Source organism: Mycobacterium bohemicum DSM 44277 (genome assembly GCF_001053185.1).
Lineage (GTDB): Bacteria > Actinomycetota > Actinomycetes > Mycobacteriales > Mycobacteriaceae > Mycobacterium > Mycobacterium bohemicum.
In genome coordinates this window covers 1,348,899-1,361,224 of record NZ_CSTD01000001.1, presented here as the reverse complement: position 1 = coordinate 1,361,224, position 12,326 = coordinate 1,348,899, and the positions used below count along the sequence as shown (strand labels likewise).

The 12,326-nt window shown below is 69.9% G+C and carries 11 protein-coding genes and 1 riboswitch; of the genes, 7 read left to right on the top strand and 4 right to left on the bottom strand.

Annotated features, from left to right (window positions below):
* Positions 1-48: 48 nt before the first annotated feature.
* A riboswitch (M-box (ykoK) riboswitch) is annotated at positions 49-218 on the top strand.
* 301 nt (positions 219-519) lie between these two features.
* Both BN971_RS06180 and ileS read left to right on the top strand, forming a co-directional pair.
* The gene (locus BN971_RS06180; protein WP_085180267.1) at positions 520-753 is read left to right on the top strand and encodes an Rv1535 family protein; all 234 of its coding nucleotides are present in this window, start codon (positions 520-522) and stop codon (positions 751-753) included.
* A 386-nt stretch (positions 754-1,139) separates the two neighbouring features.
* On the top strand, positions 1,140-4,268 hold the full coding sequence (ileS, locus tag BN971_RS06175; RefSeq protein ID WP_372511890.1) for an isoleucine--tRNA ligase: 3,129 nt from the start codon (positions 1,140-1,142) through the stop codon (positions 4,266-4,268).
* A 45-nt stretch (positions 4,269-4,313) separates the two neighbouring features.
* Here the strand turns inward: ileS and BN971_RS06170 are convergent, their stop codons facing one another.
* Complete coding sequence (locus BN971_RS06170) at positions 4,314-4,805, bottom strand: hypothetical protein (protein WP_085180265.1); 492 nt, start codon at positions 4,803-4,805, stop codon at positions 4,314-4,316.
* Positions 4,805-5,374, bottom strand: coding sequence for a class I SAM-dependent methyltransferase (locus tag BN971_RS06165; protein ID WP_085180264.1), 570 nt, complete (start codon positions 5,372-5,374; stop codon positions 4,805-4,807). Before BN971_RS06165 ends, BN971_RS06170 begins: the two co-directional genes overlap by 1 nt.
* Positions 5,375-5,408: 34 nt before the next feature.
* Here BN971_RS06165 and BN971_RS06160 point away from each other — a divergent pair, with 34 nt between their 5' ends.
* Positions 5,409-6,806, top strand: a complete 1,398-nt coding sequence (locus tag BN971_RS06160; protein ID WP_085180263.1) for a DNA polymerase IV — start codon at positions 5,409-5,411, stop codon at positions 6,804-6,806.
* Here the strand turns inward: BN971_RS06160 and BN971_RS06155 are convergent.
* The gene (locus tag BN971_RS06155; protein ID WP_085180262.1) at positions 6,771-7,721 is read right to left on the bottom strand and encodes an asparaginase; all 951 of its coding nucleotides are present in this window, start codon (positions 7,719-7,721) and stop codon (positions 6,771-6,773) included. The genes BN971_RS06160 and BN971_RS06155 overlap by 36 nt on opposite strands.
* 70 nt (positions 7,722-7,791) lie before the next feature.
* Between BN971_RS06155 and lspA the strand changes: the two genes are divergently transcribed.
* Positions 7,792-8,379: a signal peptidase II gene (gene lspA / locus BN971_RS06150; protein WP_085180261.1), complete on the top strand. Its 588-nt coding sequence runs from the start codon at positions 7,792-7,794 to the stop codon at positions 8,377-8,379.
* Positions 8,376-9,302, top strand: coding sequence for an RluA family pseudouridine synthase (locus tag BN971_RS06145; RefSeq protein WP_085180260.1), 927 nt, complete (start codon positions 8,376-8,378; stop codon positions 9,300-9,302). Before lspA ends, BN971_RS06145 begins: the two co-directional genes overlap by 4 nt.
* Here BN971_RS06145 and BN971_RS06140 read toward each other — a convergent pair whose 3' ends face one another.
* Complete coding sequence (locus BN971_RS06140) at positions 9,303-10,064, bottom strand: methyltransferase domain-containing protein (protein WP_085180550.1); 762 nt, start codon at positions 10,062-10,064, stop codon at positions 9,303-9,305. It abuts the gene before it with no gap.
* A gap of 327 nt (positions 10,065-10,391) precedes the next feature.
* On the opposite strand from BN971_RS06140, the gene BN971_RS06135 reads away from it, so the two are divergent.
* Positions 10,392-11,444, top strand: a complete 1,053-nt coding sequence (locus tag BN971_RS06135; protein ID WP_085180259.1) for an SDR family NAD(P)-dependent oxidoreductase — start codon at positions 10,392-10,394, stop codon at positions 11,442-11,444.
* 4 nt (positions 11,445-11,448) lie between these two features.
* Positions 11,449-12,252: an SDR family NAD(P)-dependent oxidoreductase gene (locus BN971_RS06130; protein WP_085180258.1), complete on the top strand. Its 804-nt coding sequence runs from the start codon at positions 11,449-11,451 to the stop codon at positions 12,250-12,252.
* The last annotated feature ends 74 nt before the right edge of the window (positions 12,253-12,326 follow it).

The following is a 12,326-nucleotide window of genomic DNA, read 5'->3' as shown; positions in this document are numbered from 1 at the left end:
CGGCCCGGGAATTTGACCGTCCCAGGTGCGTCCTGCATGATCGGTCCGGTAGCACCTCGTTAGGTGAGGCGTCCACACGAATACAGGCCACTGACCCCGAACGTCGAAAGACGCCCCGGGTCAGGACAGCTCCTCCCGGCTTAAGGGTTGAGCCCAGGTGGCTTCCGGAACAGCGGACACGTCGTGTGGTGTCAAAGCTCTGACGAGAGGGGTGCGGATGTCCGGCATTCGTCGGGTTTCTGCTTCTCCGCTGCGCGTAGACGCGTGCACACCGCATGCGTCGTGGCCGTGAGGAGGTGAGGGACACGTGAGTTCCAGCGATAGTCCGGATCGAAGTCCGAACTACGTTTCGTCCCGATCCGTTCCCCGGCGCGACGCACTGTAAGTCGTCCAAACGGCAAGAATCGTCGAAACGCCTCGTCGCCCGGCGGCGAAGCGTTCCGGAGGATCGGAACCTCCCCGGGACGGGACACGTCAGTTGCTGATAGTCCTCGTTCGAAACCCGCCCAGGAGGCGATCATGACCGCAGCTTTCTACGACGACGTAACACCCGTCGCGCCCGTCCGCCCGCTGAGGGTGGTCCGCGACACCGACCGGGTTCAGGCACCCGAGAAGGCCGGCCGCCCGGCCATCAAGCAGCCCATTTTCGCCGGTGACCCGCTGGTGGAGGGCGCCACCCGCCTGCTGAGCGTCCCGCTGCGCCACGTGTACGCGGCGCTGTGGCGGGTCGGCGTGCTCGAAGTGCAGGCCTGAAACCGTTCGGTCGATGAACGGCGAGCGAGCGCTGCTCCAAGGGGCTACCCGGCCACAGGCGTGACCTGAGGCCAGGTGGCCCCTTGGAGCGGCCTGTCCTGGGCCCCGAGCGGGTGACGCCGGATTTGCGGCATTCCGTAGAATCGACCCATCGGCGTCGATCCGGCCATCACCGGGGAGCTTTCGGAAGAACGGCCGCAACGGCCCAGTAGAACCGAACGGGTAGGCCCGTCACAGCCGCAATCGAGCGGCCACGCGTGAGCGCGGCAAGCGGGGTGGTACCGCGGCGCTCGCGCAGCCAGCGCGTCGTCGTCCCTGGCAATGGCATTTCGGGCAGTTGGGGACATTTTGGCCGCTAGGAGACGACGCACACCGTGACCGACTCGATCACCGGTTACCCGAAGCTGGCCGGCGGCGCGCCGAACTTCCCGAGCCTCGAGCTCGAGGTGCTCGACTACTGGGCCCGCGACGACACGTTCCGGGCCAGCGTGGCGCGCCGCGACGGCGCCGAAGAATACGTCTTCTATGACGGACCGCCGTTCGCCAACGGGCTGCCGCACTACGGGCACCTGCTCACCGGCTACGTCAAGGACATCGTCCCGCGGTACCGGACCATGCGCGGTTACCAGGTGGAGCGCCGTTTCGGCTGGGACACCCACGGTCTGCCCGCGGAACTGGAAGTCGAACGGCAACTGGGCATCACGGACAAATCCCAGATCGACGACATGGGGATCGCCGCGTTCAACGACGCCTGTCGCGCCTCGGTGCTGCGCTATACCGACGAATGGCAGGCGTATGTGACCCGCCAGGCGCGCTGGGTCGATTTCGACAACGACTACAAGACCCTGGATCTGCCGTACATGGAGTCGGTGATCTGGGCGTTCAGCCAACTGTGGGAGAAGGGTCTGGCGTACGAGGGCTACCGGGTGCTGCCCTACTGCTGGCGCGACGAAACCCCCCTGTCCAACCACGAATTGCGGATGGACGACGACGTCTACCAGAGCCGCCAGGACCCGGCGCTGACGGTGGGCTTCAAGGTCACCGGCGGCGACCTCGACGGGGCCTACCTGCTGGTGTGGACGACAACGCCGTGGACCCTGCCGTCGAACCTCGCCGTCGCGGTCAACCCGGACGTGACCTATGTGCAGGTACGGGCCGGTGAGCACCGGTTTCTGATTGCCGAGGCCCGCGTGCCCGGCTACGCGCGCGAATTGGGTGAGAACCCCGAGATCCTGGCCACCCATCGCGGGGCGGACCTGCTGGGCATCCGATACCTGCCGCCGTTCCCGTATTTCATGGATACCGCCAACGCATTTCAGGTGTTGCCGGGCGACTTCGTGACCACCGACGACGGCACCGGGATCGTGCACATGGCGCCGGCCTACGGCGAGGACGACATGGCGACGACCGACAAGGTCGGCATCGTCCCGGTCACACCCGTCGACGCCAAGGGCCGGTTCGACGCGACCGTCCCGGATTACCAGGGCCAGCGCGTGTTCGACGCCAACCCGCACATCATCCGCGACCTGAAGAACGGCACCGGCCCGGCAGCGGCCAACGGCGCGGTGTTGCTGCGTCAAGAGACCTACGACCACCCGTACCCGCACTGCTGGCGGTGCCGCAACCCGCTGATCTACCGGGCGGTGTCATCGTGGTTTGTGCGGGTCACCGAATTCCGCGACCGCATGGTCGAACTCAACCAGCAGATCACCTGGTATCCCGAACACGTCAAAGACGGCCAGTTCGGCAAGTGGCTGCAGGGCGCCCGCGACTGGTCGATATCCCGAAACCGCTACTGGGGCACGCCGATTCCGGTATGGAAGTCCGACGATCCGGCCTACCCGCGCATCGACGTCTACGGCAGCCTCGACGAGCTGGAGCGCGACTTCGGGGTGCGGCCGACCAACCTGCACCGGCCCTACATCGACGAGCTCACCCGGCCCAACCCCGATGACCCGACCGGGCGCGCCACGATGCGCCGCATCCCCGACGTGCTCGACGTGTGGTTCGACTCCGGTTCGATGCCATATGCCCAGGTGCACTATCCGTTCGAGAACGCGGAGTGGTTCGCGGGCGGGCCCGGAGGGGAGGATGCGCACTACCCGGGCGACTTCATCGTCGAGTACATCGGCCAGACCCGCGGCTGGTTCTACACCCTGCACGTGCTGGCGACCGCGCTGTTCGATCGCCCCGCCTTCAAAACCTGTGTGGCACACGGGATCGTGCTGGGCTCCGACGGGCAGAAGATGAGCAAGTCGCTGCGCAACTACCCCGACGTGTCGGAGGTGTTCGACCGCGACGGTTCCGATGCCATGCGCTGGTTCCTGATGGCGTCGCCGATCCTGCGCGGCGGCAACCTCATCGTGACCGAGCAGGGCATCCGCGAGGGCGTTCGGCAGGTCCAGCTGCCGCTGTGGAACGCCTACAGCTTCCTCGCGCTCTACGCGCCGAAAGTCGGCACCTGGCGCACCGATTCGGCGCACGTGCTGGATCGCTACATCCTGGCCAAGCTCGCCGTGCTGCGCGACGACCTGACCGCCGAGATGGAGGCCTGCGACATCTCCCGGGCCTGCGAGCACCTGCGCCAGTTCACCGAGGCCCTGACGAATTGGTATGTGCGGCGGTCCCGCTCGCGGTTCTGGGAAGAGGATGCCGACGCGATCGACACCCTGCACACCGTGTTGGAGGTGACCGCGCGGCTCGCCGCTCCGCTGCTGCCCTCGGTCACCGAGATCATCTGGCGCGGGCTCACGGCCGGGCGCTCGGTGCACCTGACCGACTGGCCGGAGGAGAGCGTCGTGCCCGCGGACCCCGAGCTGGTCGCGGCGATGGATCAGGTTCGCGAGGTGTGCTCGGCAGCGTCGTCGCTGCGCAAGGCCAAGAAACTGCGAGTGCGCCTGCCGCTGCCGAAACTGACCGTGGCGGTGAGCAATCCACGCATGCTGGAACCGTTCGTCGATCTGATCGCCGATGAGCTCAACGTCAAGAGCGTCGAGCTGACCGACGCGATCGACGCCTACGGCCGGTTCGAGCTCACCGTCAACGCCCGCGTGGCCGGTCCGCGGCTCGGCAAGGACGTGCAGGCCGCCATCAAGGCGGTCAAGGCCGGCGAGGGCGTCGTCAACCCCGACGGCACCCTGACCGCGGGCCCCGCGGTCCTGCAGCCCGACGAGTACAGCTCCCGGCTCGTCGCCGCCGACCCGGAATACACGGCCGCGCTGGCCGACGGCGCCGGTCTGGTGGTGCTGGACGGCACCGTCACGCCGGAGCTGGAGGCCGAGGGGTGGGCCAAGGACCGCATCCGCGAACTGCAGGAGCTACGCAAGTCGACCGGTCTGGAGGTCTCCGACCGCATCCACGTGGTGATGGCCGTGCCCGAGGAGCGGGCCCAGTGGGCGCACACCCACCGCGACCTGATCGCCCGTGAAATCCTCGCGACCAGGTTCGAATTCGGCGAGCCCGCCGATGCGGCGGAGATCGGCGACGACGTGCGGGTGAGCATCGCCAAGGCCTGATGAAAGCGGTCGACCGCTGACCCACGGGCTGCGGCCTCGCTTCGTTCAGCGATGCGACCGCAGGGCGCGGTGGGCGTGTGCCCAGAACGGCATCCCGGCCACGACCGTTGCCCCGGTCGCGATGAGCCCCACCGCGACGTCGACGCTTTCGCGACCGTCCCGTGCCCAGTAGACGTCCTTGAGGTCCAGCAGCAGGGCCAGTTCGTCGACGATCATCGCGTTCGCCGCACCATAGGCGACCGCCGCCGCGGGGTGCCGCCGTTGCCGCTCGGTACCGCGCAGACCCACCCCCGCCACCGTCGCCAGCATCCCGATGCCGATGTTGTAGTGGTGAAAGTGCTTGCCGCCCAGGGATACACCCCCGCCGGAGGGTCCGTGTCCGGCGCGGATCCAGTGCGTCAGCCCGCGCAGCCCCGCGAAGGTCAGGGTGAACGACGCCCAGGCCAGGACCGTGGACTGCTCACCGGGCTCCAACCGCTCGTTCCACTGCCGGCGCAGGCGCGCCAGTCGCTCCGCGGGCGCGGGCTCGGTGCCCATCACGACGCCTTGACCGCGCGCCACCGCTGCCTGCCATCGCGGACTTCCACCTCCACGCCTGCAAATCCCGCTTGCCGCAGGCGATCCGGCAGGGAGTCCGGCGAGACCGTGTTGCAGGTGTCGCGGAAGTGCAGCAGACGGAACTTCAGCGACGTCACGGTGTCGCTGCCGGCGAAGACCCCGCCGGGCCGAAGGACGCGGAACGCCTCGGCGAACAGCCGGTCCTGGAGTTCCGCGGTCGGGACGTGGTGCAGCATCGTGAACGACACCACCGAGCTGAACTCGCCGGCGGGCAGCCCGGTGGCGGTGCCGTCGCCGGTGACGATGAGCGCCCGGTCGCCATAGCGGTCCCGCAGGCGCTCGGCCATCGCGGGGTCGATCTCGACGGCGGTCAGCCGCGCGGTCTTGTCGACCAGCACCCGCAGGAACGCGCCGTACCCGGGCCCGATCTCCAGGGTGTTGTCGCCGAGGTCCACGCCGTCGAGCACCCAGGGCAGGTGATGACGTTCGACCGCCTCGGCCCAGCGGTCGGAGCTGCAGCACCACCTGTGACAAAGGTTCATCGCCATACCCCCCGACGCTAGACCAATAGCATTTCCGGTTGTGGAGTCCCGCTGGGTGCTGCACCTGGACATGGACGCGTTCTTCGCGTCCGTCGAGCAACTCACCCGACCGACCCTGCGGGGGCGGCCGGTGCTGGTCGGCGGCCTGGGTGGCCGAGGTGTGGTGGCCGGCGCCAGCTACGAGGCGCGGGTGTTCGGTGCCCGCTCGGCGATGCCGATGCACCAGGCGCGGCGGATGATCGGCGTCACCGCCGTGGTTCTGCCGCCGCGCGGGGTCGTCTACGGGGTGGCCAGCCGGCGCGTCTTCGAGACCGTGCGCGCCGTGGTGCCCGTCGTCGAGCAGCTGTCCTTCGACGAGGGATTCGCCGAACCGCCGGTGCTCGCCGGGGCGTCGGCGCGCGAGGTCGAGGAGTTCTGTGAGGGCCTGCGCCGCCGGGTCAAAGAGGAGACGGGGCTGACCGCGTCAGTCGGCGCGGGCTCGGGCAAACAGGTCGCCAAGATCGCGTCCGGCCTGGCCAAGCCCGACGGCATTCGCGTCGTCCGCCGCGCCGAGGAGGCGGCGCTGCTGGGCGGGTTGCCGGTGCGGCGGCTGTGGGGCATCGGCCCGGTCGCCGAGGAGAAGCTGAACCGGCTCGGCATCGAGACGATCGGGCAGCTGGCGGCGCTGACCGACGCCGAGGCCGCCAACATCCTCGGGGCCACCGTCGGGCCGGCCCTGCACCGGCTGGCGCGCGGCATCGACGACCGGCCCGTCGCCGAGCGCGCCGAGGCCAAGCAGATCAGCGCCGAGTCGACCTTCGCCGTGGACATGACCAGCCTCGAGCAGCTGCACGAGGCGATCGGCCCCATCGCCGAACACGCCCACCAACGCCTGCTGCGCGACGGGCGCGGCGCGCGCACCGTCACGGTCAAGCTGAAGAAATCCGACATGAGCACGCTGACCCGCTCGGCGACGTTGCCCTACGCGACCACCGAGCCCGGCGCCCTCACCGCGATGGCCCGCCGCCTGCTGCTCGACCCGCGCGACATCGGTCCCATTCGCCTTCTCGGCGTGGGCTTTTCGGGTCTCAGCGACGTCCGCCAGGAGTCGCTGTTCCCGGACCTGATGCTGCCGGACCCCGACGCCGATCATTCGGTCGAAACCGCGGCCGAGGCCATGTTCGCCCCCGCATCCGGCGACAGCCGGTGGCGGGTGGGGGACGATGTCGCGCACCACCACCTGGGTCACGGGTGGGTGCAGGGCGCGGGCCACGGGGTGGTCACCGTGCGGTTCGAGACCCGCGGTACGGGGCCGGGGCAGGCCCGCACGTTTCCCGCCGATACCGCCGAGCTGGCCGGCGCGAACCCGGTCGACTCCCTGGACTGGCCGGATTACATTGGCCTGCTGCAGGCCAACGCGGCGTCAGCCCCAGCGGCTGAGGATCCCGGCCACCGGTAGCCCCGCGGCCAGCGCGGCCATCAGCAGCACCCGGGCCTGGGGCGGCCGCAGGCTCGGCACCACCAGCGCGCCGGCGGCGGCCATGTCGTGCCCGGGGCCGTAGGCGGCCGAAACCCGGCCGCCGGGAACCCGGGTCGAGACCGCGACCACCACGCCGTCGCGGCAGAGGCGGCGCACGGCGTCGACCACCGCGGCACCCGCGTTGCCCGACCCCAGCGCTTCGAGCACCACCGCCCGCGCACCGGCGGTCGCGCACGCGTCGAGGGCCACCCCGTCACCGCCCAGGTACGTCGCGACGACGTCGACCCGCGGCGCCGCGGCGGCACACAGCTCTCCGGCGTACGGCCGGGTCTTGGCCCGGTTCAGCGTGACACCGCCGTTCACCGTGCCGAGCAGCTCGCCGGTGAAGCCGCTGAGGTCTGCGGTGGCCACCTTGGTCATGCCCAGCGGCTGCAGCACGCGGCGGGCGAAACACACCAGCACCCCGAGGCCCCGGGCGGACGGGCTGGCCGCCACCGCCAGCGCGTCGCGCAGGTTGGCCGGGCCGTCGGCGTCGGGAGCGTCGGCGCTGCGCATGGCGCCCGTCAGCACGACGGGCGCGTCGGCGGCGTAGGTGAGCTCGAGCCACAGCGCGGTCTCCTCGAGGGTGTCGGTGCCGTGGGTGACGACGACCCCGTCGGCGCCGCCGTCGACCGCGGTCCGCACCGCGGCCCCGATGCGGTCCCAGTCGGGGAGGGTGAGTTCGGAGCTGTCCACGGCCAGCAGGTCGACGACGTCCACGTCGAGGTCCACGCCGAGGCCCTCGCCGACGGATCGGGTCAGTTCCACCCCGCTACGGCTGGGCCGGCGCACCCCGTCGGCGCCGGATGTGGTCGATATCGTCCCTCCGGTGGCGATTACGGTCAGGCGGGCCATAGTGGAATGATCCCGCACGCCGCTGGCGAACATCGGCAAGCCCTTGTCCGCGTTAGGGGATGATGAGTGAGTGTCTGAGGAACGATCGACCGAGCCGGTCACCTCAGCCGAGACGGCTGGGGACGCGGCAGACACCGCGCAACCGACGGCCGAGCGCCCGCCGAGGCGGCTTCGGCTGCTGCTGTCGGTGGCTGCGGTCGTGTTGACCCTCGACGTCGTCACCAAGGTCCTCGCCGTCAAGTTGCTACCGCCCGGCCAGCCGGTCTCCATCATCGGTGACACCGTGACCTGGACTTTGGTGCGCAATTCCGGCGCCGCGTTCTCCATGGCCACCGGTTACACCTGGGCGCTGACGCTGATCGCGACCGGAGTGGTGGTCGGCATCTTCTGGATGGGCCGCCGGCTGGTGTCGCCCTGGTGGGCCGTGGGCCTGGGGATGATCCTCGGTGGCGCCATGGGCAACCTGGTCGACCGTTTCTTCCGGTCGCCCGGCCCGCTGCGCGGCCACGTCGTGGACTTCCTGTCGGTCGGGTGGTGGCCGGTGTTCAACGTCGCCGATCCGTCGGTGGTCGGCGGCGCGATCCTGCTCGTGACACTGTCGATGTTCGGCTACGACTTCGACACGATGGGTCGGCGCAGGCCCGACGAGCGCCGATGACCGAACGCTCGATGCCGGTTCCGGAGGGACTGGCGGGCATGCGTGTCGACGCCGGCCTGGCGCGCCTGCTGGGGCTGTCCCGCAGCGCGGCCGCGGCGATCGCCGAGGAGGGCGGTGTCGAGCTCGACGGAATCCAGGCGGGGAAGTCCGACCGGTTGTCGCCGGGCGCCTGGTTGCAGGTGCGCCTGCCGGAGGCGCCGGCGCCGCTGGAGAATACGCCCGTCGACATCGAGGGCATGACGATCCTGTACTCCGACGACGACATCGTCGTCGTCGACAAGCCGGCGGCGGTGGCCGCGCACGCGTCGGTGGGCTGGACCGGGCCGACGGTGCTCGGCGGCCTGGCCGCCGCCGGTTACCGGATCACCACCTCCGGCGTGCCCGAGCGCCAAGGCATCGTGCACCGCCTCGACGTCGGCACCTCCGGTGTCATGGTGGTGGCGCTGTCCGAGCGCGCCTACACGCTGCTCAAGCGGGCGTTCAAGTACCGCAAGGTCGACAAGCGCTACCACGCCCTGGTGCAGGGGCACCCGGACCCGTCCAGCGGGACCATCGACGCGCCGATCGGACGCCACCGCGGCGGCGAGTGGAAGTTCGCGGTCACCACCGACGGGCGGCACAGCCTCACCCACTACGACACGCTGGAGGCCTTCATCGCCGCCAGCCTGCTCGACGTGCACCTGGAAACCGGCCGCACCCACCAGATCCGGGTGCATTTCGCCGCGCTGCACCACCCGTGCTGCGGCGACCTGGTGTACGGGGCCGACCCGAAGCTCGCGAAAAAGCTTGGGCTGCAACGACAATGGCTGCACGCGCGTTCGTTGGCGTTCGACCACCCGGCCGACGGCAGGCGGGTGGAGTTCGTCAGCCCGTACCCGGACGACCTGCGGCACGCGCTGGACGTCCTGCGCGCCGAGGGCTGATCAGCCGGGCTTGCGGGCCACGACGAGCACGCGGGTGGAATGCGCGACGAACGACCCGTCGGCCCGGATGCGATCGTGCAGTTCGCGCAGCCGCTCGCGGTAGCGCTGCACGGTGAAGTCCGGCACCGTCCACACCACCTTGCGCAGGAAATAGATCACGGCGCCGATGTCGAGGAACTCCGCCCGCATCCGCTCCATGCGCATGTCGAGGACCTCCATGCCGGCGGCCTCGGCCTGCGCCCGCTGGGTGTCGGGGTGCAGTTCCGCCCATTTCTGCGGCTGCGGCCCGATGAAGTGCTCGACCAGTTCCGCCATCGTCGCGGGCCCGATCTGCTGCGCGAGATAGGTGCCGCCCGGCCGCAGCACACGCGCGATCTCGGCCCACCGCACGTCGATGGGATGGCGGCTGGTCACCAGGTCGAACGCCTCGCCCGCGAACGGCAGCCGCGGCTCGTCCCCGGTCGTGGCGACCACCACGACGCCGCGCGGATGCAGGAGCTTGGTGGCCAGCGCGGCGTTGGGCGGCCACGATTCCGTGGCCGCCATCGCGGGCGGGAATCGCGGCGCGCCCGAGAGCACCTCCCCGCCGCCGGTATCGAGGTCGCAGGCGGCCGAAACCGTCGCCAACCGCTCGCTCATCAACCGCTGGTAGCCCCACGAGGGTCGTTCCTCGGTGGCCCGGCCGTCCAGCCAGGAGAAATCCCAGCCGTCGACGGGTACGGCGTCGGCTTCCGCCACCAGATCCTCGAATGTGCGAACCATGGCTTGCATTGTGCGCCCGACCGGAGCGGGCGGCCGCGATCAGAGTGTCTCGGCGTCGCCGGAGGCGATCTCGGCGGCCGGCAGCGGCCGGGTGGTCGGCGAGGTTTTCGTCGTGGCCCGTCGGTTAGTCCGCAATCTCATACGGATTGCACTGCATAACAACGGGATTGCCGAGTGGCGCGGGGCGGGTCGGCCGCCGTGTGAGACGCTATGCGCCGTCACCTGACGGCAATTTGCATCCAGCGGGGTACAGATGTCCTAGGTTGGCTGTATGACCGACGTCACATCACTCACGCTACGGGGGGCCGACTTGAGGAGCGAAACGCGATGAACCTTGGTGACTTGACGAATTTCGTGGAGAAACCCCTGGCGGCGGTGTCCAGCACGTTCGTCGAGAAGCCGCTCGCGGCGGTCTCCCACATCATCAACACGCCGAACTCGACCGGCCGGTATCGGCCGTTCTATTTGCGGAACCTGCTCGACGTCGTGCAGGGCCGCACGCTCGGCGACGCCGTCAAGGGCCGAACCGTCCTGATCACCGGGGGATCGTCGGGCATCGGGGAGGCGGCCGCCAAGAAGATCGCCGAAGCCGGGGGGGCGGTGGTGCTCGTCGCCCGGACCCGGGAGAACCTCGAGAAGGTCGCCGACGAGATCCGCGGCGACGGCGGCACCGCCCACGTCTACCCGTGCGACCTCACCGACACCGACGCCATCGCCGAGATGGCCGACCGGGTGCTCGAGGACCTCGGCGGCGTCGACATCCTGATCAACAATGCGGGGCGCTCGATCCGGCGGTCGCTCGAGCTGTCCTACGACCGGATCCACGACTACCAGCGGACCATGCAGCTGAACTACCTCGGCGCAGTCCAGCTGATCCTGAAGTTCGTGCCGGGGATGCGCGAACGCGGGTACGGGCACATCATCAACGTCTCGTCGGTCGGCGTGCAGACCCGCGCCCCCCGTTTCGGCGCCTACATCGCCAGCAAGGCCGCGCTGGACAGCCTGTGCGACGCGCTGCAGGCCGAGACGATCAGTGACAACGTGCGGTTCACCACCGTGCACATGGCGCTGGTGCGCACTCCGATGATCAGCCCCACCACCATGTACGACCACTTCCCGGCGCTGACGCCCGACCAGGCGGCCGGCGTGATCGCCGACGCGATCGTGCACCGGCCGCGGCGGGCCAGCTCGCCGTTCGGGCAGCTCGCCGCGGTGGCCGACGCGGTGAACCCGGCCGTGATGGACCGGGTGCGCAACCGCGCGTTTACCATGTTCGAGGATTCGGACGCCGCCAAGGGTGGCGAATCCACAACCGGCACAACACAATTGGACAAACGGAGCGAGGCGTTCGTGCGAGCGACCCGCGGAATTCACTGGTGATGCCATGAGCCTGCCCAAGCCCGACCACCAGACCACCGTCGTCATCACCGGCGCCTCGTCCGGCATCGGTGCCGAACTGGCGCGCGGACTCAGCCGCCGGGGCTTCCCGCTGCTGCTGGTGGCGCGCCGTCGTGACCGTCTCGACGAACTCGCCAACGAGGTGGGCAAGGAGAACTCGGTCGCGGTGGAGGTCTTCCCGCTCGACCTCAGCGACGCCAAGGCCCGCGGGAAGCTCGCGGACCGGCTGCGCGGGGAGCCGATCGCCGGCCTGTGCAACAGCGCCGGTTTCGGCACCAGCGGGCTCTTCCACGAGCTGCCGCTCGAGCGCGAGAGCGAGCAGGTCACGCTCAACGCGCTGGCGTTGATGGAACTCACTCACGCCGCCCTGCCCGGCATGGTCGAGCGCGGCGCCGGAGCGGTGATGAACATCGCCTCGATCGCGGGTTTCCAGCCGATCCCGTACATGGCGGTGTACTCGGCGACCAAGGCCTTCGTGCAGACCTTCTCCGAAGCCGTCCACGAGGAGCTGCACGGCACCGGGGTGTCGGTGACGGCGTTGTGTCCCGGCCCGGTGCCCACCGAGTGGGCCGAGATCGCCAATGCCGAGCGGTTCAGCATCCCGGCCGCGCAGGTGTCGCCGCGCGACGTTGCCGAGGCGGCGATCGGCGGCATGCTCGCCGGCAGGCGCAGCGTGGTGCCGGGCGTGGTGCCCAAGGCGGTCAGCGCCAGCGGCCGGTACGCGCCACGCACCCTGCTGCTGCCCGCCCTTCGGATCGGGCAGCGGCTCCGCGGCGGGCCGGGACGCTGACCCCGACCACAACGGTGCCGCGACACAGCACCGGTTGCGACGACACGCCGGAGAACGTCGCAGTGATTTATGTC

Excerpts from the sequence above, each read along its gene's own strand:
- BN971_RS06165 (WP_085180264.1), bottom strand. The coding sequence starts at position 5,374 with ATGGCGATGAACCTTTGTCACAGGTGGTGCTGCAGCTCCGACCGCTGG.
- BN971_RS06140 (WP_085180550.1), bottom strand. The coding sequence starts at position 10,064 with ATGGTTCGCACATTCGAGGATCTGGTGGCGGAAGCCGACGCCGTACCC.
- BN971_RS06130 (WP_085180258.1), top strand. The coding sequence starts at position 11,449 with ATGAGCCTGCCCAAGCCCGACCACCAGACCACCGTCGTCATCACCGGC.
- BN971_RS06170 (WP_085180265.1), bottom strand. The coding sequence starts at position 4,805 with ATGGGCACCGAGCCCGCGCCCGCGGAGCGACTGGCGCGCCTGCGCCGG.
- BN971_RS06145 (WP_085180260.1), top strand. The coding sequence starts at position 8,376 with ATGACCGAACGCTCGATGCCGGTTCCGGAGGGACTGGCGGGCATGCGT.
- BN971_RS06180 (WP_085180267.1), top strand. The coding sequence starts at position 520 with ATGACCGCAGCTTTCTACGACGACGTAACACCCGTCGCGCCCGTCCGC.
- BN971_RS06135 (WP_085180259.1), top strand. The coding sequence starts at position 10,392 with ATGAACCTTGGTGACTTGACGAATTTCGTGGAGAAACCCCTGGCGGCG.
- BN971_RS06155 (WP_085180262.1), bottom strand. The coding sequence starts at position 7,721 with ATGGCCCGCCTGACCGTAATCGCCACCGGAGGGACGATATCGACCACA.